Here is an 18,652-nt window from a genome sequence, read left to right on the forward strand (position 1 = left end):
GAAAACCTGCCGCGTATCCTAGGCGGGTAATTGTATCGACGCCAGATACAACGGACGTGTTGCATCTACTTTCAGAAAACTCCCGCCAGACCTGTAGGAAAAAATTCACATCCGCCACCAGGCCCGCTGCAACTGCGTCGCGCACTGATCCATTTGCGACATTGCGCTGCAATTACTCCCCCTTTACCTCATGGCGCAATAGTGGCTGCCGATACAGCAGCGCAGACGTCCTCTCGCGTGCGGAGCTCCCATGAAGTTCAAGTCGATCCAGTTTTCCGTAGCCGCCCTGGCCGGCGCCATCGTACTCAGCGTAGTCGCCGCGCTGGTGCTGTACGCGCTGTTCTCCGGTGCCCGCACCCAGGAAATGGTCCAGCAACGGACCCAGGCCCAGTTCGAGCAAGTCATCGAACAGCGCCTGACCTCGCTGGCACAAACCCAGGTCAGCCAGATCCAGCGCGAACTGGAAGCGCCGCTTCTGATTGCCGGTGGGCTGGTGCGCGTCAACGCCCTGCTCGGCACGCCGGGCGCCGATGGCCAGCCGCGACTGACCGTCAGCCGTGAGCAACTGATCAGCCTGATCAAGGAAAACGTCGAGAAGAACCCGAAGATTCTCGGCACCTACATCGGTTGGGAAAAGAACGCACTCGACCACAACGATTCGGCCTACGTCGGCACCAGCGTGGTCGGTATCGACGCCGCCAACGGGCGTTTCCTGCCGTGGTGGTTCCGCAACGACGATGGCACCCTCGGTCTGGACAAACTGGTGGACGTCGACGACCAGAAAGTCCTGTCCACCGGCGTGCGCGCCAGCGAGTACTACCTGTGCTCGAAGGAAACCAAAAAATCCTGCGTGATCGATCCGGCCCCGTACAAGGTCGGCGACAAGATCGTCATGCTCGCCTCCTTTATTGAACCGATCATGCTCAACGGCGCGTTCCAGGGCATCGTCGGCGCCGACCTGTCGGTGAACTTCATCCAGGAAATGCTCCTGGGCGCCAACCAGAAACTGTACAGCGGCGCCGGACAGATGGCCCTGATCGGCGGCAACGGCCGGATCGTCGCCTACACCAAGGACCCGAGCAAATTCGGCGAGAAGGTCAGCGACATCCTCGACGCCCAACAGATTGCCAACATGGCCAATCTCAAGCGCGGCGAAGTGACGTACACCGTCAATAAAGAGCAAGGCCGGATCGAGTTGTACCTGCCGTTCGGCATCGGCCAGACCGACGCGCGCTGGACGCTGATGCTGCAACTGCCGCTCGACGCGGTGATGGCCGACCTGCAAAAGCTGCAAGGTGACCTCGACGCCCAGCGCAAATCCGACACCTTCGGCATGGCCATGGTCGGTCTGATCATTGCCGGTCTCGGCTTGCTGGTGATCTGGCTGGTGGGCCACGGCATCGCCCGTCCGCTGAAGCAAATGGTGACCATGCTCGATGACATCGCCCAGGGCGAAGGTGATCTGACCCGTCGTTTGACCAGTGATCGCAATGACGAACTCGGTTCAATCGCCAAAGGCTTCAATACCTTCCTCGCCAAATTGCAGGGGATGATCACGCAGGTAGTGTCGTCGGTACAGAGCGTCAGCGATTCCTCGGAGCACACGGCCGACATCGCGATCCGGACCAATATCGGCATACAGAAACAGATGGCCGAGATCGATCAGGTCGCCACCGCCGTGCAGGAAATGACCGCCACCGCGCAGGACGTGGCGCGCAACGCGACCCAAGCGGCACAAGCCGCCAGCCACGCCGATCAGGCCGCCAGTCAGGGCATGCAGATCGTGCGCGACACGTCGAATTCGATCGGCGTGCTGGCCGTAGAAATCGGCAAGGCCGTGGACGTGGTGCAGACCCTGGCCAAGGACAGCGAAAACATCAACGCGATCCTGATCGCCATTCGCGGAATCGCCGAGCAGACCAACCTGCTGGCCCTCAACGCGGCGATCGAAGCGGCCCGCGCCGGTGAACAAGGACGCGGTTTTGCGGTGGTGGCCGATGAAGTGCGCAACCTGGCGCAGAAAACCCAGAAGGCCACCGAAGAAATCCAGAGCATGATCCAGCAACTGCAACAGGGCACCCGCGATGTGGTGCGGGTCATGGAAGACAGCCAGAATCGTACCGACGAAAGCGTGCAGCACGCGGCCAAGGCAGCCGAGGCGCTGGAGACCATTACTCAGGCGGTATCGGTGATCAACGACATGAACACCCAGATCGCCAGCGCCGCCGAAGAACAGAGCGCGGTGGCCGACGATATCAACCGCAACGTGATCAATATCGGTCAGGTGGCGAATGAGGTGGCGGGTGGTGCGGATGAGTCGAGTTCGGCGAGTGCCGATCTGACCAAACTGGCGGAGCAGCAGCGGCGGTTGATCAACCAGTTCAAGGTTTAAGAGCCACCCCCCTCACCCCAGCCCTCTCGCGGAGGGAGAGGGAGCCGACCGAGCAGTCTTCCGTCATACATCGACCTGGTAATTAGTGTCGATTATGGATTCAGCAAAGAACTTTCAAGTCGGTGTATTACTGCAATATCTCTCGGTCAGTCCCCTCTCCCTCCGGGAGAGGATTAGGGTGAGGGGGGCTCTTGATCTGCTGCTAGGCCGGAGTCAGGCACTCCGGCCCGTTGAGCTTCGGATCATTGACCAGATTCGCCAGCACCCGCTCGCGCAAGGCGGCGGGTTCGCTGGCGAGCAAACCCTGCAGAACATGCAATGGCGTTTCAGGATCAAGCCACGCCGCCTGCCCCGCCTCATCAAGAATCAACGGCCGGCGCTGACTGGCCGCTGACTGAGTGATCACCGCCGTGCTCAGCCACACCTGTTCCTGCACCGGATACGCTTCCCAGATCGCCGCAAAAAACAACGACGCCCCTTCCCCCGGCGTCAGCCAGTACGGCCGTTTGCGCACGTTGCCGCGCCATTCGTAGAAACCGTTGGCCGGCAGCAGGCAACGACGCAAGCGCAGGGCTTCACGGAACATCGGCTGTTCGGCGACAGTTTCGGCCCTGGCATGGGCCGGGGTGCGCGACATGTCGGTCAGCCATGGCGGTGTCAGCCCCCAACGGGCACGGGCCAGCGTGCGCTGGCCGTCGGGTTCGGCGCGCAGCATCAACACCGAATCGTTGGGGGAAATGTTCCACTGCGCCTGCTGATCGGCGGGAAAACCTGGCAGGCTCGCGAAATCGCGGTTCCAGCGAAACAGGGCATAACGTCCACACATGGGGCAGCACGACTCACAAATAAAACGAACGCCAGCCTAACAGACCAGCGTCCCGGGATAGCTGTCCGGTTCATCGCCGGGCAGCGGCAGCGCGGCATTGTACGCACTGATCAGCTCGCGGGCGTATTCGGCCTGGTCGTTATCGACCGACAGGCCCAACAGTCCGAAGATCGGCAACTCCCCCGTGCCGCCCAGCAGATCGCGCCCGACCAGATGCGCTTCGATGCCCTCGCTGGCGAGCATGCCCTTGAGCATCTCGCCTTCCATCAGGTTTTCCGGCTCGTAGATTCGCTGCATGGCCGCGCCTCACTCGTTTTCGCTGAAGACTTCCAGAAACCAGTCCTCTCCATGGACCTGCAATACAAAGGTGATCGGCCGACAGCACACCTGACAGTCTTCAATATAGGTCTGGTCGCCAGCGGAGAGATCCACGGTCGTCTCGACCTCTTCACCACAATACGGACATTCATATACTGCGCTTTCCAGCATCGCGGTCTCCCGGGTGACTTGTGCGTATAATCGCCGGTCTATTTGCAGGGCTATTTTTGTCTGGCTACTTTTTCAGACCGTGCCCCGTTGGTTTTCGATCAAAACCTTTACTTACCCTAGCCGTTTCAACAAGAGAGCATGATGGGCGAATTCGATGCCATCCGACCTTACGACGACAGCGAAGTACCTGCGGTACTGGCGCGACTGCTCGGCGACAAGGCGTTTCTAGATATCCTCACCCACTTCCGCTTCCCGCGTTTTGCCGGTGCCTTCGGCTGGATGCTCAAACCACTTATAGCCCATCGGCTGCGTCGTGAGTTTGCCGACGTGACCTCCGTGGCCACTTTGCAGGACAAGGTCGAGTTCTACGTCGACCACACCATCGAGCGCGCCACCGACGGCGTGACCTACACCGGTGTCGAGCAGTTCAAGTCCGGCAGCGCTTATCTGTTCATCGCCAACCACCGCGACATCGTGATGGACCCGGCCTTCGTCAACTACGCCGTGTACCACGCCGGCCTGCCGACCCCGCGCATCGCGATTGGCGACAACCTGCTGCAAAAGCCGTTCGTCAGCGACCTGATGCGCTTGAACAAGAGCTTCATCGTGCATCGCTCGATCACCGGGCGCCGCGAGAAAATGGCCGCTTACCAACTGCTGTCGGCCTACATCAACCACTCGATCCGCAATGACTGCGCCTCGATCTGGATCGCCCAGGCCGAAGGCCGCGCGAAGGACGGCGACGACCGTACCGAGTCGGCGATCCTCAAGATGTTCCACATGAGCCGCAAGGACGAGCCGTTCGGCGAAGTCATTCAGTCGCTGAACCTGAGCCCGGTGTCGATCAGCTACGAATACGACCCATGCGACCAGGCCAAGGCCCGCGAGCTGTACATCCGCGCCACCACCGGCACCTACAGCAAGGCGCCGGGCGAGGATGACGTGAGCATTGCCAAGGGCATCACCGGCTACAAGGGCCGGGTGCACGTGAACTTCGCCGCGCCGATCACCGAGCTGTTCGAGGACACCAAGCAATTGGCGGTCGAAATGGACAAGCAGATTCTCGGCGGCTACCGGTTGTTCCCGGTGCATTACCTGGCATACGCGCAGTGGGCTGATGCCGATCCGCAGTTGAACGTACCGAAGGCTGCCGAAGTGTTCGGTGCCGAGGAACTGGCCAAGGCCCAGGAAGAATGGCAAAGCCGTCTGGACGCTTGCCCGCAAGAGCATCGTCCGTATCTGGTGCTGCAATATGCGACGCCGGTGCGCAATCAGTACCGGGTCAAGGCTGGACTGCCGCTGTAAGCGGTGTCGGCTGGATACAAGAACGGCGCCTTCGGGCGCCGTTTTTCGTTCAGAAGCGGGTACTGATCCAGGACACCAGCAACGCCAGGCCCAGGCAGGCAAAACCGAAGCGGTAGAAGAAGCGGTTCATGCGCAGGGTCGCCCAATCCAGCACCGGTTCCTGATCCGGCTGACTCTGACGCTGGGCCGCGATACTGGCCATCGCCCGTTGTTCACGGCGGCGGGTCGCGTGCAGCAGCCAACTGCCGGGGAAGGCCAGCAAAAGGGCCAGCAGGTTGATCAGTTTGGCGGGATGGGCGGTAAACAGCGTCATCAAGTGCAGCGACATCACAGACCTCAATCTAAACCGGTATGGCGAACGCCAGACCGACGACCGCGGCGCGGATTCTACCGAAACCCTCCCCGACTGCCCTAGCCTTTGCGACAAATAACCCCTCAATCGACCGATGGCTGTCCTGTGTCACGGCATCGTCATTTGTTTCAGTCACCCTGCGCGCCTCGAAACCGACACGGAACGCGACATGCTTCACGCTGAAAACCAGGATCGCCTGTACCTCATCTCCCCGTCCGACGAACAGCAGACCCTCGTCGGCAGCCTGGCCTTCAATGTTCAGGACCGTCACTGGCTGGTGTATTGCGCCCTCGGCGGGCACCAGCATGCGGACTTGCCCGAGACTGATTTGCTGACTGGTGTCAGCGTCCTCGACTTCTATTCGCAAGCTGCCTGAACGAAAAAGCCCGGAACCATCACTGGCCCCGGGCTTTTTCACATCAACCGAACACTTACTCGGCGAGGACCTGACCCACGGTCGGGTCCTTGAACAGACGGGTCAGCGCATCGCTCAGCACGTCGCTGACCAGTTTGGTGTTGGTTTCCTGGTTCGGCGCCATGCCGAAACGCTGGTCCAGCGAGGCACCGTAACGGCCGCTGTAGCGACGGTTGGCGTTCTGCACGTCGGAGCGGAAGGTCGCACCGATGGTGGCTTCAGTCACGTACATGCCTTCCTTCGGCGACTGGTATTTCAGTTCGGCCAGGGTCACGGTCAGTTGCGGTGCATTGGGCGCGTTGTTGGTCGGGGTGAACCCGAGCAGACGCACGGCGGCTTCAGCCTGGGCCTGCAGCTTCGGCAGGATCTGCTCGCGCTGCACGGTGATGGCGCTGGTTTCCGGGTACAGGCCGCCACGGGTGCCGAGAGTTGGCGACGGACGACCGTCGACCACGCGGACCACGACAGGCTGACCATGGCCGACCGGTGCCAGCTGAGTGGTCAGCTTCGGTTCCGGGCTCAGTTGTTGCGGGCTGTGGGCGCAGCCAACCAGGGTCAAACTGGTCACAGTGATCAAACCGAACAACAGGCGTTGCAACATGCTCTTCTCTCCAGAATCAGGCACAGACAGGCCGGCAGTATAGCGGTGGGCCACTGTGGGTCACCAGCACTGAAATGTCAGACAAAACCCGCCGCCAGCGGTTCCTGTCACACATTCTTCACTCCCCATACACGTTCGCGTCACGGCCTTTTGACAATCTTGCTCACAGATCCCCAAAAGGAGCACTGCCATGCGCTATCTGATCTCGTTGTTCGCCCCACGCCCGCTGCACCGCAGCTTCGCCCTGCTCGACCGCAACGGCCATTGCCAGGCCTTCAAGCAATGCAGCCTGCAACCGATGGGTGGCGGCTGGGTCGAAATCGAGGAAATCCGCCTCAACTGGTTGCACCAGCCACTTCCCGCCAGCGCCCGGGTCGAACAGCAGCGCCCACGCGCACGTGCTCAGGCGATGTTGAGCATCTGACCGGATGCCTAATAAAAGTCATTAAACTCGACCAACTCCCCGCATTTCTTCGATACAATCTCCCCCCGATTATAAGGACGTCTCCTGATCGGGCCCCGCAACAGCGTCAATGCGCTTGCATTGGCATCCAAATCGCCCACAGAGAGCCGCCCACACAGATCGAGTGAAGCTGGCGTGCTTGCTGTTTCCCTGGCAAATCCCGCTTTTCGCGAATCTGCAGAGCTGTCATGACGCTCGGCCACTGAGTTGTTTGCCCCCTCGGGCACGGTGCCAGCCCCGGACAGCCCTTTTTGAGGTTCACGTCTTCAAAAGAGCGTGAAAAAAACGGGTTTTCACAACTTCACAAGAGTGTGGCGAGCAAATGAATAGTTTTGCGTCTGAACATGCACCATTAGCGTCTGAAACAGCCCAACGACACAGGAACGGGAACGCCTCGAATACCGGAGCCTGAAGCCTGTCCGCTACGGATTTGGTTGCACAAACGGATGTCTCGACCATAAGTCGAATTGCCAGCCCCGTGCCGAAATGAGTTCATAGGACTCTTGAAGCCAGGCCGCACGCATCCGTCGAAGTTGCGAAAAATTGCGAAGATTCGGACATGGCACACCTGACCAAGGATACCCGGGGCTCAACTGACCTGCCCTGGACGCCTGGCAGCCATGCCGACAATTTGGTGCTGCAGATTTTGGAGACGCGTTAAATGGCGCATAACGAAGCAGTCGACGTAGTTCTGGTTGGGGCCGGCATCATGAGTGCCACCCTCGCAGTACTGCTCAAAGAGCTCGACCCGGCGATCAAGCTGGAAGTCGTCGAGCTGATGGATTCCGGTGCCGCGGAGAGTTCCAACCCCTGGAACAACGCCGGTACCGGCCACGCCGGCCTGTGCGAGCTGAACTACACGCCACAGGCTGCCGACGGCACCGTCGACATCAAGAAAGCCGTGCACATCAACACCCAGTTCGAGGTGTCGAAGCAGTTCTGGTCGTACCTGACCAAGAAAGGCACGTTCGGCTCGTGCAAATCCTTCATCAGCCCGGTGCCGCACCTGAGTTACGTCGAGGGTGAGAAAGGCGTGTCGTTCCTCAAGGAACGTTTCAATACGCTGCGCAAGCACCACGCCTTCGCCGACATGGAATACACCGAAGACAAGGCGAAGATGACCGAGTGGATGCCGCTGATGATGCCGGGTCGTCCGAAAGACCAGGTGCTCGCCGCCACCCGCGTGATCAACGGCACCGACGTCAACTTCGGCGCCCTGACCAATCAGTTGCTCAAGCACCTGACCAGCGCACCCGATGCCCAGGTCAAGTACTGCAAGCGCGTGACCGGCCTCAAGCGTAACGGCAACGGCTGGACCGTCAGCATCAAGGACGTCAACAGCGGCAGCAGCCGTGAAGTCGACGCCAAGTTCGTATTCCTCGGCGCCGGTGGCGCGGCCCTGCCGCTGCTGCAAGCCTCGGGCATCGAAGAGAGCAAAGGCTTCGGCGGCTTCCCGATCAGCGGCCAGTGGCTGCGTTGCGACAACCCGGAAGTGGTCAAGCATCACCAGGCCAAGGTTTACAGCCAGGCCGCCGTGGGTTCGCCACCGATGTCCGTGCCGCACCTCGACACCCGCGTGGTCGACGGCAAGAAATCCCTGCTGTTCGGGCCATACGCCGGCTTCACCACCAAGTTCCTCAAGCATGGCTCCTTCATGGACCTGCCGCTGTCGGTTCGCGCCGGCAACATCGGGCCGATGCTGGCCGTGGCGAAAAACAACATGGACCTGACCAAGTACCTGGTCAGCGAAGTGATGCAGTCGATGGAACAGCGCCTGGAATCCCTGCGCCGTTTCTACCCCGAGGCGAAAGCCGAAGACTGGCGCCTCGAAGTGGCCGGCCAACGGGTGCAGATCATCAAGAAAGACCCGAAAAAAGGCGGCATCCTGCAATTCGGTACCGAACTGGTGGCCGCGAAGGACGGCTCCCTCGCCGCCCTGCTCGGCGCTTCGCCAGGCGCTTCGGTGACCGTTTCGATCATGCTCGAACTGATCGAGAAGTGCTTCCCGGCCAAGGCCAAGGGTGAATGGGCTGCCAAACTGGCGGAAATCTTCCCGGCCCGTGAAAAGGTCCTGGAAACCGACGCTGCGTTGTATCGCAAGATCAACACGCAGAACAACGTCGCGCTGGAACTGGTTGAAGCCAGCAACGAGACCGAAAGCTACGCCTGATTCGGCTCCATGAAAAACGCCCCGCACTCGGTGAGTGCGGGGCGTTTTTTTATGCCTGTGGAAAACTTCGGGCGATCAGCCGCGTGCTTTCTCGATCAGCTCGATGTATTCCGGGGCGTTGCGCTGATCGCGGATCTGGTCGACGAAGGTCTTGCCGTGCTCGTCCTTGCCGTCCACGTCATAACCGGCTGCAACGAAGAACGTCAGAAAACGCTCGAAATCGTCGATGCGCAGGCCACGGTAAGCCTTGACCAGTTTGTGCAGCGACGGCGAGGTGGCGTCGACCGGCTCAAAATCGAGGAACAGCTTGATCTGCTCATCGCCGATCTCGTCACCAATCACTTGCTTCTTATCTTTACGCATTGCCGACTCCAGCTCGCAGACATTTCACGGGGCGGGCAGTTTACCCCTGCGCAGGCACAAGGCTCAACGCGAGCGCGTGCTGCCGGTGTGCAAATCGGCCCAGATGTGGCCATTGGCATAGGTCAGGAACTGGCAATACACGGTGTCGTTGCGCAACAGATCGATCACCACCCGGTACTGGGCCAGCGGGTAGAAGAGCGTCAGGGTCTTGCTCTTGTCGTCATAAATCGGTTTTTTCAGGCTTTTGCTTTCGCCATCGAAGTTGACCAGCACCTGATTGATCGTCGCGCCCTTGTTCAGGGATTTGCCCTTGAGGCGGATCATCAATGGCGAGGTCACCGGGATCGGCTGTTGGTTGGACTGGCGCTGGGCCCCCACGACCACGGAATAATCGGTGACCTGCAACAGTTGCTGCTGCTCGGGTTCGGCATCGCGCAGGGTCAGGTCGTCCGGCGGCAGGAATTGACTGTGCATCGGGGCGGCGGCCAGGGGCAGGCTGAGGGTCAGCAACAGGGCGGCGCAGCTGCGGATCAAGAGGCTCATGACAGGCTCCGGGGGGCGGGGCCGAGCACTCTAGCACGGGTTTTACAGGGTTCTGTAAAGCAAAAGGCGCAAGCTTCACCTACGGACGCTTGCGCCTTTTCATTGCGGATTCGCTCAGTCGAATTGCGCGTGCATCCAGGCCTGATACTCCGCAACCCCGGCCTCGCCTTCGCGTGGGGCCCAGTGCGCAAGCTCGCCCTCTCCAACCGGACGATAGGGCCCAGCCTTGCACTCGAACATCAGACTGTCGGCTTCCAGAACGACCAGACCGTGGAATACCCCGACTGGCAGATCCACCCCAAGGCACTCGCCACCGGCCTGCAATACCTGCTTTTTCACCACCGCACCGGTTTCGTCAAAGATCAGCAAACCGAGCTTTCCTTTGAGTACCAGCAAGGTTTCCGCCTTGTTGTCACCCAAATGACGGTGTGGCGGAATGTAGGTGCAAGGTTGCAGCCCTACCGCCATGCGGTGGCAGGCCTCCTCCATCTGATGGAAGTTGTGGTGCTGACGCCCGCGAGGACTGGCCGCGGCTTTCTCGGCCAACTCGGCAAACAGCGTTTGATCAAGAAAGCCCGGCGTGTTCATTGATTACATTCCCTTGACGGCAAAAATTCCGTTGGCGTTGCGCCAGTAACCTTTGTAGTCCATGCCGTAGCCGAAGATGTAACGGTCGATGCACGGCAGACCGACGAAGTCGGCTTTGAGGTCAGGACGAGCCTTGCGGTCGTGGTCCTTGTCGATCAGCACAGCGGTGTGCACTTTACGTGCGCCGGCGTGACGGCAGAAGTCGATGATCGCGCCCAGGGTGTGACCTTCGTCGAGGATGTCGTCGATGATCAGCACGTCGCGGTCGATGAACGAGACTTCCGGCTTGGCTTTCCAGAACAGATCGCCGCCGCTGGTTTCGTTGCGATAGCGGGTGGCGTGCAGGTAGGACGCTTCCAGCGGGAACTGCAGATGGGTCAGCAGTTTGCCGGAGAAGATCAGGCCGCCGTTCATCACGCAGAACACCACCGGGTTGCTGTCAGCCAGTTGTTCGTTGATTTGTGCACCGACGCGGGCAATGGCAGCCTCGACTTCAGCTTCGGTGTACAGGCAGTCAGCCTCTCGCATGATTTGACGGATATGCTCGAGATCAGCGGACATGGCGCTCTCCAGGGGGGACGGATTTCGGAAAAGCGGGCAAAGGTACGCATCAACCGGGGCCGAATCAAGCATTTGTGGACTAACGTACTGTATGTCCTATAGGACATCACCCTCGGATAGATTAATCTAGGCCGGTTTTTTTGCCCGCCGCCGGAGCCTTTCCCCATGTCCATCCAAGAGATCCGCCATCCGCTGATCCGTCACAAACTTGGCCTTATGCGCCGTGCAGACATCAGCACCAAGAATTTCCGCGAACTCGCGCAGGAAGTCGGTGCCCTGTTGACCTATGAAGCGACCAAAGACCTGCCGCTGGAAACCTACGATATCGAAGGTTGGTGCGGCACCGTGTCGGTCGAGAAAATCGCCGGCAAGAAGATTACCGTCGTGCCGATCCTGCGTGCCGGCATCGGCATGCTCGAAGGCGTGCTGAGCCTGATCCCGGGTGCCAAGGTCAGCGCCGTCGGCGTTGCCCGTAACGAAGAAACCCTGCAGGCCCACACCTATCTGGAAAAACTGGTTCCGGAAATCGACGAACGCCTGGCCATGATCATCGACCCGATGCTCGCCACCGGCAGCTCCATGGTTGCGACCATCGACCTGCTGAAGAAGGCCGGTTGCAAGGACATCCGCGCGATGGTGCTGGTTGCCGCGCCGGAAGGCATTGCCGCTGTCGAGAAAGCTCACCCGGACGTGATCATCTACACCGCGTCCATCGATCAGAAACTCAACGAGCACGGTTACATCATTCCTGGGCTTGGCGATGCCGGTGACAAGATCTTCGGCACCAAGCAGAAGGACGCGTAAGCATGCAGCAAGAGTTCAACGATCCGCTCTGGCGCACGGTGCTGTCCGGCGCACAGATGCTGTTCGTGGCTTTCGGCGCCCTGGTGCTGATGCCACTGATCACGGGCCTGGACCCGAACGTGGCACTGTTTACCGCGGGTCTGGGCACGATTCTGTTCCAGATCGTCACCGGGCGTCAGGTGCCGGTGTTCCTGGCATCGAGCTTCGCCTTCATCACCCCGATCATTCTCGCCAAGGGCCAGTTCGGCCTCGCCGCGACCATGGGCGGCGTGATGGCGGCCGGTTTCGTCTACACCTTCCTCGGCCTGGCCGTGAAGATCAAAGGCACCGGTTTCATTGACCGTCTGCTGCCGCCAGTCGTAATTGGCCCGGTGATCATCTCCATCGGCCTGGCCATGGCGCCGATTGCCGCGAACATGGCGATGGGCAAGGCCGGCGACGGTTCGGAGTTGATCCATTACCAGACCGCAATGATGATCTCGATGCCGGCGCTGCTGACCACGTTGATCGTGGCGGTGTTCGGCAAAGGCATCTTCCGCCTGGTGCCGATCATTTCCGGCGTGCTCGTGGGTTTCGCCATGTCCTTCTATTTCGGTGTCGTCGACACCGCTAAGATTGCGGCGGCCCCATGGTTTGCGCTTCCTCATTTCACCGCGCCGGAGTTCAACTGGCAGGCGATCCTGTTCATCGTCCCGGTAGCATTGGCCCCGGCGATCGAGCACATCGGCGGCGTGATTGCGGTCGGCAGCGTGACCGGTCGCGACTACCTGAAGAAACCAGGCCTGCATCGCACCCTGCTCGGTGACGGCATCGCCACCACCGCAGCCGGCCTGTTCGGCGGTCCACCCAACACGACCTACGCGGAAGTCACCGGCGCGGTGATGCTGACCAAGAACTACAACCCGAAAATCATGACCTGGGCGGCGATCTTCGCCATCACTCTGGCGTTCATCGGCAAGTTCGGCGCCCTGCTGCAAAGCATTCCGGTGCCGGTGATGGGCGGGATTCTGTGCCTGTTGTTCGGTTCGATCGCGGCGGTGGGGATGAACACCCTGATCCGTCACAAGATCGACCTGGGCGAGGCGCGCAACCTGGTGATCGTGTCGGTGACCCTGGTGTTCGGGATTGGCGGTGTGCTGGTCGGCACCGGCACCGGCCCGGACGACTTCGGCCTCAAAGGCATCGCGCTGTGCGCGGTGGTGGCGATTGCGCTGAACCTGATCCTGCCGGGCAATGACAGCTGGAAGCACAAGAAGGCGGATGAGCCGCTGATCTAAGCCTTGGCTTCAAGATCGTTCCCACGCGGATCACCCCACACTGATCGTTCCCACGCTCTGCGTGGGAATGCCTCTGGGGACGCTCCGCGTCCAGTGACGCGGAGCGTGGGAACGATCAATCATCGACGATCATCAAAGGGCCAGTGGCGCCCGTTCACACAGCGTTGCCAACGCCTTCGCCCATTGCGGGTCGTCATTCAGGCACGGCACCAGCACCAACTCCTCTCCCCCCGCTTCGCAGAACTGTTCCTTGCCGCGATCGCCGATCTCTTCCAGGGTCTCGATGCAATCGGCAACAAACGCCGGGCACATCACCAGAATCTTCTTCACGCCGTTTTTGGCCAGCTCATCCAGCCGCGCTTCGGTGTAGGGTTCGATCCACTTCGCCCGGCCCAGCCGCGACTGAAACGACACCGACCACTTGCCGTCCGGTAGCCCCATGCGCTCAGCGAACAGCGCCGCTGTGCGCAGGCATTGGGCGCGATAACAGGTGGCCATTACGGCCGCCGAGGCGTTCTTGCAGCAATCTTCATTTTTGAAGCAATGATTGCCGGTCGGGTCGAGCTTGGTCAGATGCCGTTCCGGCAAACCGTGGAAGCTCAGCAACAGGTGATCGTAATCCTGCTGCAAGTGCGGCTTGGCGCTCGCCACCAGCGCGTCGAGGTATTCCGGCTGATCGTAGAACGGTTGCAACACCGACAGCTGCACATCGAGCTTTTTCTCACGCACCACACGCTTGGCTTCTTCAATCACCGTGGTGGTGGTGCTGTCGGCGAACTGTGGATAAAGCGGCGCGAGGGTAATGCGTTTATGCCCCGCCGCAACCAGTTTCAGCAGGCTTGTCTCGATCGACGGCTCGCCGTAACGCATGGCCAGCTCAACCGGACCGTGAGTCCACTGCGCCTTCATCTGCTGTTGCAGGCGACGACTGAGCACCACCAGCGGCGAACCTTCGTCCCACCAGATCGAAGCGTAGGCATGGGCCGACTGCTCCGGGCGCTTGATCAGGATCAGCGACACCAGCAGCCGCCGCACCGGCCACGGCAGGTCGATCACGTACGGGTCCATCAGGAATTGATTGAGGTAGCGGCGCACGTCGGCCACCGAAGTGGAGGCCGGCGAACCCAGGTTGACCAGAAGCAAGGCGTGATCGGTCATGCAACGTCCTATTTCAGAGGCGGCCGGAAAGATCGTCCAGGGCCGCGCGTAAATCCGTGAACCGGAAAGTGAATCCCGCTTCCAGCAAGCGTTTCGGCGTGGCCCGTTGGCCACCCAGCAACAGCAATGACATCTCGCCGAGCCCGACCTTCAACGCGAGGGCCGGCATCGGCATGAACGCCGGGCGGTGCAGCACGCTGCCCAGCGTCTTGGCGAATTCGCGATTGCGCACAGGTTTCGGCGCGCACGCATTATAAGGACCGCTCGCCTGATTGCGGTGCAGAAGAAAATCAATCAGGGCGATTTGGTCATCGATATGAATCCACGGCATCCACTGCCGACCATTGCCCAAAGGCCCGCCCAGCCCAAGCTTGAACGGCAGCAGCAGGCGCGACAAAAAGCCGCCCTCGGCCGACAGCACCAGCCCGGTGCGCACCAGCACCACACGAATATCCATCGCTTCGGCGCGTTGCGCGGTTTCCTCCCAGGCGATGCACAACTGGCTGGCGAAATCGTCGATCACCGGCGGCGAGTCTTCGGTCAACTCGCGCTCGCCGCCGTCACCGTACCAACCCACGGCCGAACCCGAGATCAGCAGCGACGGTTTCTGCCCGCGATGTTCCAGCCACGCCAGTAACGATTCGGTCAGCGTAATCCGGCTGCTCCACAACAATGCCTTTCGCCGATGGGTCCACGGCCGGTCGGCAATCGGAGCGCCGGCGAGGTTAACGATCACGTCGACCGGCTCCTCGCCAAGTTCCTCCAGACGCGCAATACCACGCACCTGGTCGCCACAGATTTTCGCGACTTTTTCCGGACGACGACTCCAGACCGTCAGGCGATGACCCTGCCCGGACCAGTGCCGGCAAAGCTGACGTCCGATCAATCCAGTACCGCCGGTCAGCAATATGTGCATGACTTCTACCTCGCGTGGCGTTTTACCCCGATCACTAGTCTATTTTTATAAACAGGGATCTTTTCTATCGGGCAGGCTCTATTGTTTAACCATAGGCCAAGCTGTCAGAACCAGAACGCTGGAAGTTATACCAAAAAACAGAATTGTACAGGTTTCATCCACGGCGTAGTCTGTACAGAAAGGTAAACGAGGCCCCTATGACTGTACCTATCGCAATCATTGGCACCGGCATCGCCGGACTCTCCGCCGCCCAGGCCCTGACGGATGCCGGGCATACCGTTCAGTTGTTCGATAAAAGCCGAGGCAGCGGCGGGCGCATGTCGAGCAAGCGCAGCGACGCCGGCTCGCTGGACATGGGCGCGCAATACTTCACCGCCCGTGACCGACGCTTCGTGACCGAAGTCCAGCGCTGGCAAAGCAAAGGCTGGGTCGCCGAATGGGCACCGCAGCTCTACACCTTTCATGGCGGGCAATTGAACCTGTCGCCGGACGAACAGACCCGCTGGGTCGGCACGCCGCGCATGAGCGCCATCACCCGAGGCCTGCTCGATGGATTGGAAGTGCAGTTCGCCTGCCGGATCACCGAGGTCTATCGCGGTGAAGAACACTGGCACCTGCAGGACGCCGAAGGCTTCACCCACGGGCCGTTCAGCCACGTCGTGATCGCCACGCCGGCGCCTCAGGCCACCGCCCTGCTGGCCGCCGCGCCGAAACTCGCCGGTGCCGCCGCCGGGGTAAAAATGGATCCGACCTGGGCGGTCGCCCTCGCCTTCGACACGCCGCTGGATACGCCGATCGAAGGCTGCTTCGTCCAGGACAGCGCCCTCGACTGGCTGGCCCGCAACCGCAGCAAACCGGGACGCGACACCACGTGCGACACCTGGGTCCTGCACGCCACCAGTGCCTGGAGCCGGCAGCACATCGACTTGCCCAAGGAAGCGGTGATCGAACAATTGCACGGCGCCTTCGCCGAATTGCTGCACAGCGCCATGCCGGCCCCGACCTTCAGCCTCGCCCACCGCTGGCTCTATGCCCGGCCGGCCAGCAGTCATGAATGGGGCACCCTGGCCGATGCCGATCTGGGCCTGTACGCCTGTGGCGACTGGTGCCTGTCGGGTCGGGTCGAAGGGGCGTGGCTCAGTGGTCAGGAGGCTGCAAGACGCTTGCACGAACACCTGCAGTGAACCGTATCAATCCGCGCAAATTGCTGCTGTCGAAATGGACAGCAGCCCACCCGCAAAACCGTGAAAAGCATTTTCTGGTGACCGAACTGTTCCGCGACGAAGAAGGTACGGTGCTGGCGATCGAATTGCAGGCGGTGCTGACCCGGCGTACCGAGCAATGCGACTGGCAGGTCCTGCAGGATGACTCACGCTGGAAAATGGGCTGGCGCTAAAAACCTCAAAAAAACTTATACAAACAATTTGACTTGTACACCCATGAATCTATGCTGAAGGCATGTTGTACAGATCAGTTTTTCTGTACAGGTTTAGATTCGAGGTTGCTGCATGTCCGACTCATCGACGTCCCTACCGAAAATCGCCATCAGCGCCTGCCTGATGGGCGCCGAGGTCCGCTACAACGGCGGACACAAGGAATCGCGGCTGTGCAGCCGCACCTTGGCCGAGCATTTTGAATTCGTTCCCGTCTGTCCTGAAGTAGCGATCGGTCTGGGAATTCCCCGCGAGCCGATTCGACTTGTGGGCGACCCGGCCAAGCCTGAAGCGGTCGGCACCGTCAATCCGTCGATTAACGTCACCCAGCCACTGGCCGCTTACGGCGAGAAAATGGCGGGGGAACTCAGTGACATCTGCGGCTACATCTTCATGCAGCAATCGCCCTCCTGCGGTCTGGAGCGCGTGAAGGTCTACCACGCCAACGGTGCACCGGTGAATGGTGGCGGGCGTGGCATTTACGCCGAGGCGTTCTGTGCGCAGCATCCGGATCTGCCGGTGGAGGAAGCCGGGCGCCTGAACGATCCGGTGCTGCGGGAAAACTTCATCACCCGCGTGCTCGCCTACCGCGAATGGCAGCAGGTGCTCGAGCAGGGCTTGAGCCGCCGTGCACTGACCGAATTTCACTCGCGCTACAAATACCTGCTGATGGCCCACAACCCGGTGCAATACAAGACGCTGGGCAATCTGCTGGGCAACATGGGCCAGACAGCGCCGGACGAACTCGGCCCGCGCTATTTCAGTGAACTGATGGCGGCGCTGAAAAAATGCGCCACCCGCCGCACCCACAGTAATGTCCTGCAGCACATCAGTGGCTACCTGAAACAGGTCATCACCCCCGAAGACAAACAGGAAGTGCAACACATCATCGGCCAGTACCGGCACGGCATCGTGCCGCTGGTGGTGCCGCTGACGCTGCTCAAGCATCACTTTCGCCTCCACCCGGATCCCTACATCGCGCAGCAGGTGTACCTGCAACCGCATCCGGAAAACCTCAGCCTGCGAAACGCCATTTGATGAACGACTCACCCGACACCAGCGCCCGTGAAGACCTCGGCGCCGACTTCAAGAAAGCCCTCGACGAAGGCTGGCTGCCGATCCGCGAAGTCGCGCGCCAGACCGGCGTGAATGCCGTGACCCTGCGCGCCTGGGAAAGACGCTACGGGCTGATCGTTCCGCAGCGCACACCCAAGGGTCATCGTCTGTACAGCGCCGACCATGTGCAGCGCATCCAGAACATCCTCACCTGGCTCAACCGCGGCGTGGCGGTCAGCCAGGTCAAACCGCTGCTCGACACCGCGCAGGCAATCAACGAACCGGCGCAGGACGAATGGCATCCATTGCGCCAGGCCGCCCTGCTTGCGGTCACTCACCTGAACGAGCGCAGCCTCGACGACAGCATCAACCAGGCGATGGCGCTGTATCCGCCACGCACACTCTGCGAGCAATTGCTGCTGCCGCTGCTGAGCGATCTCGAACAGCGCTGGCAGGGCCAGTTCGGCGCGCAGATGGAGCGCGTGTTCTTTTTTGCCTGGTTACGCAGCAAATTCGGCGCACGCATCTACCATAACAACCGTCAGTTGCGCACCGCGCCGCTGCTGCTGATCAATCACTCGGATTTACCGCTGGAGCCGCACCTGTGGCTCTGCGCCTGGCTGATCAGCAGCGCCGATTGCCCGGTGCAGGTGTTCGACTGGCCGCTGCCGGCCGGAGAGCTGGCACTGGCAACCGATACCCTGCAAGCCCGTGGCGTACTGCTGTATTCCAGCAAAGCCCTGAACCTTGCGCAGCTACCGAAACTGTTGAATGGCGTCAGCTGCCCGAAACTGATTGCCGGACCCACGGTGTGCATTCACCACGCCGAGTTGTCCGCAAAGACTTCCGACTTCGCTGATCTGCTCCTGGCCGAAGATCCTCTTTCGGCGCATCGGGTACTCATTCAGCGTGGGTTGATTTAATGATTCAGACAGAGACC

22 protein-coding genes are annotated in these 18,652 nt (G+C 60.7%); 11 read left to right on the forward strand and 11 right to left on the reverse strand.

All coding sequences use genetic code 11. From position 1 onward, the window contains the following. Positions 1–250 precede the first annotated feature (250 nt). Complete coding sequence (locus GQX66_RS07800; RefSeq protein ID WP_085745369.1) at positions 251–2,392, forward strand: methyl-accepting chemotaxis protein; 2,142 nt, start codon at positions 251–253, stop codon at positions 2,390–2,392. Between the two features lie 202 nt (positions 2,393–2,594). Here GQX66_RS07800 and GQX66_RS07805 read toward each other — a convergent pair whose 3' ends face one another. Genes GQX66_RS07805 through GQX66_RS07815 form a run of 3 tightly spaced genes read right to left on the reverse strand, consistent with a single transcriptional unit; the run spans position 2,595 to position 3,707 of the window. Beyond that, positions 2,595–3,218, reverse strand: coding sequence for an SOS response-associated peptidase (locus GQX66_RS07805; protein WP_085745370.1), 624 nt, complete (start codon positions 3,216–3,218; stop codon positions 2,595–2,597). A 36-nt stretch (positions 3,219–3,254) separates the two neighbouring features. Further along, on the reverse strand, positions 3,255–3,515 hold the full coding sequence (locus GQX66_RS07810) for a DUF2007 domain-containing protein (RefSeq protein ID WP_011335895.1): 261 nt from the start codon (positions 3,513–3,515) through the stop codon (positions 3,255–3,257). A 9-nt stretch (positions 3,516–3,524) separates the two neighbouring features. Then, positions 3,525–3,707: a CPXCG motif-containing cysteine-rich protein gene (locus GQX66_RS07815; protein WP_011335896.1), complete on the reverse strand. Its 183-nt coding sequence runs from the start codon at positions 3,705–3,707 to the stop codon at positions 3,525–3,527. Positions 3,708–3,848: 141 nt separating this feature from the next. Between GQX66_RS07815 and GQX66_RS07820 the strand changes: the two genes are divergently transcribed. After that, entirely contained in the window at positions 3,849–5,012 is a 1,164-nt protein-coding gene (locus tag GQX66_RS07820; protein ID WP_173892773.1) for a 1-acyl-sn-glycerol-3-phosphate acyltransferase, read from the forward strand. 49 nt (positions 5,013–5,061) lie between these two features. Here the strand turns inward: GQX66_RS07820 and GQX66_RS07825 are convergent, their stop codons facing one another. Then, the gene (locus GQX66_RS07825) at positions 5,062–5,340 is read right to left on the reverse strand and encodes a hypothetical protein (RefSeq protein ID WP_011335898.1); all 279 of its coding nucleotides are present in this window, start codon (positions 5,338–5,340) and stop codon (positions 5,062–5,064) included. A 193-nt stretch (positions 5,341–5,533) separates the two neighbouring features. Between GQX66_RS07825 and GQX66_RS07830 the strand changes: the two genes are divergently transcribed. Continuing rightward, the gene (locus GQX66_RS07830) at positions 5,534–5,740 is read left to right on the forward strand and encodes a hypothetical protein (RefSeq protein WP_039766399.1); all 207 of its coding nucleotides are present in this window, start codon (positions 5,534–5,536) and stop codon (positions 5,738–5,740) included. 55 nt (positions 5,741–5,795) lie between these two features. On the opposite strand, the gene GQX66_RS07835 is transcribed toward GQX66_RS07830, so the two are convergent. Beyond that, the gene (locus tag GQX66_RS07835; protein ID WP_007951676.1) at positions 5,796–6,380 is read right to left on the reverse strand and encodes a YajG family lipoprotein; all 585 of its coding nucleotides are present in this window, start codon (positions 6,378–6,380) and stop codon (positions 5,796–5,798) included. Positions 6,381–6,570: 190 nt separating this feature from the next. On the opposite strand from GQX66_RS07835, the gene GQX66_RS07840 reads away from it, so the two are divergent. Next, positions 6,571–6,804, forward strand: a complete 234-nt coding sequence (locus tag GQX66_RS07840; RefSeq protein WP_134020530.1) for a hypothetical protein — start codon at positions 6,571–6,573, stop codon at positions 6,802–6,804. Between the two features lie 700 nt (positions 6,805–7,504). Further along, on the forward strand, positions 7,505–9,013 hold the full coding sequence (mqo, locus tag GQX66_RS07845; RefSeq protein WP_102687540.1) for a malate dehydrogenase (quinone): 1,509 nt from the start codon (positions 7,505–7,507) through the stop codon (positions 9,011–9,013). Positions 9,014–9,088: 75 nt separating this feature from the next. Here the strand turns inward: mqo and GQX66_RS07850 are convergent, their stop codons facing one another. The 4 genes from GQX66_RS07850 to GQX66_RS07865 all read right to left on the reverse strand — a co-directional run bounded on the left by GQX66_RS07850 (position 9,089) and on the right by GQX66_RS07865 (position 11,068). Then, a complete protein-coding gene (locus GQX66_RS07850) occupies positions 9,089–9,376 on the reverse strand; it encodes a PA4642 family protein (RefSeq protein ID WP_007951679.1) in 288 nt (95 codons plus the stop codon). A 63-nt stretch (positions 9,377–9,439) separates the two neighbouring features. Then, complete coding sequence (locus tag GQX66_RS07855; RefSeq protein ID WP_085745374.1) at positions 9,440–9,919, reverse strand: hypothetical protein; 480 nt, start codon at positions 9,917–9,919, stop codon at positions 9,440–9,442. A 114-nt stretch (positions 9,920–10,033) separates the two neighbouring features. Continuing rightward, on the reverse strand, positions 10,034–10,507 hold the full coding sequence (locus GQX66_RS07860) for a WbuC family cupin fold metalloprotein (RefSeq protein WP_102716913.1): 474 nt from the start codon (positions 10,505–10,507) through the stop codon (positions 10,034–10,036). Between the two features lie 3 nt (positions 10,508–10,510). Continuing rightward, complete coding sequence (locus GQX66_RS07865; RefSeq protein WP_007951681.1) at positions 10,511–11,068, reverse strand: hypoxanthine-guanine phosphoribosyltransferase; 558 nt, start codon at positions 11,066–11,068, stop codon at positions 10,511–10,513. 165 nt (positions 11,069–11,233) lie between these two features. Between GQX66_RS07865 and upp the strand changes: the two genes are divergently transcribed. Both upp and GQX66_RS07875 read left to right on the forward strand, forming a co-directional pair. After that, positions 11,234–11,872 (forward strand): uracil phosphoribosyltransferase, encoded by a 639-nt coding sequence (gene upp, locus GQX66_RS07870; RefSeq protein WP_007951682.1) that lies wholly within the window; start codon positions 11,234–11,236, stop codon positions 11,870–11,872. A gap of 2 nt (positions 11,873–11,874) precedes the next feature. Further along, a complete protein-coding gene (locus GQX66_RS07875) occupies positions 11,875–13,149 on the forward strand; it encodes a uracil-xanthine permease family protein (RefSeq protein WP_007951684.1) in 1,275 nt (424 codons plus the stop codon). 132 nt (positions 13,150–13,281) lie between these two features. Here the strand turns inward: GQX66_RS07875 and hemH are convergent, their stop codons facing one another. Next, on the reverse strand, positions 13,282–14,307 hold the full coding sequence (hemH, locus tag GQX66_RS07880; protein ID WP_240867920.1) for a ferrochelatase: 1,026 nt from the start codon (positions 14,305–14,307) through the stop codon (positions 13,282–13,284). Positions 14,308–14,320: 13 nt separating this feature from the next. Then, positions 14,321–15,223 (reverse strand): TIGR01777 family oxidoreductase, encoded by a 903-nt coding sequence (locus tag GQX66_RS07885; protein WP_129973061.1) that lies wholly within the window; start codon positions 15,221–15,223, stop codon positions 14,321–14,323. Between the two features lie 197 nt (positions 15,224–15,420). Here GQX66_RS07885 and GQX66_RS07890 point away from each other — a divergent pair, with 197 nt between their 5' ends. From GQX66_RS07890 to GQX66_RS07905, 4 genes are all read left to right on the forward strand, one after another. Further along, positions 15,421–16,407 (forward strand): FAD-dependent oxidoreductase, encoded by a 987-nt coding sequence (locus tag GQX66_RS07890; RefSeq protein WP_085745378.1) that lies wholly within the window; start codon positions 15,421–15,423, stop codon positions 16,405–16,407. Continuing rightward, positions 16,404–16,619, forward strand: coding sequence for a TIGR02450 family Trp-rich protein (locus tag GQX66_RS07895; protein WP_085745379.1), 216 nt, complete (start codon positions 16,404–16,406; stop codon positions 16,617–16,619). Before GQX66_RS07890 ends, GQX66_RS07895 begins: the two co-directional genes overlap by 4 nt. 112 nt (positions 16,620–16,731) lie before the next feature. Beyond that, positions 16,732–17,694, forward strand: coding sequence for a DUF523 and DUF1722 domain-containing protein (locus GQX66_RS07900; RefSeq protein ID WP_085745380.1), 963 nt, complete (start codon positions 16,732–16,734; stop codon positions 17,692–17,694). Then, positions 17,694–18,635, forward strand: coding sequence for a MerR family transcriptional regulator (locus GQX66_RS07905; protein WP_240867924.1), 942 nt, complete (start codon positions 17,694–17,696; stop codon positions 18,633–18,635). The genes GQX66_RS07900 and GQX66_RS07905 overlap by 1 nt, the downstream gene beginning before the upstream one ends. Positions 18,636–18,652 lie beyond the last annotated feature (17 nt).

The sequence above is a fragment of the Pseudomonas sp. B707 genome (assembly GCF_022496685.1).
In the GTDB taxonomy this organism is placed as follows: domain Bacteria; phylum Pseudomonadota; class Gammaproteobacteria; order Pseudomonadales; family Pseudomonadaceae; genus Aquipseudomonas; species Aquipseudomonas paraglycinae.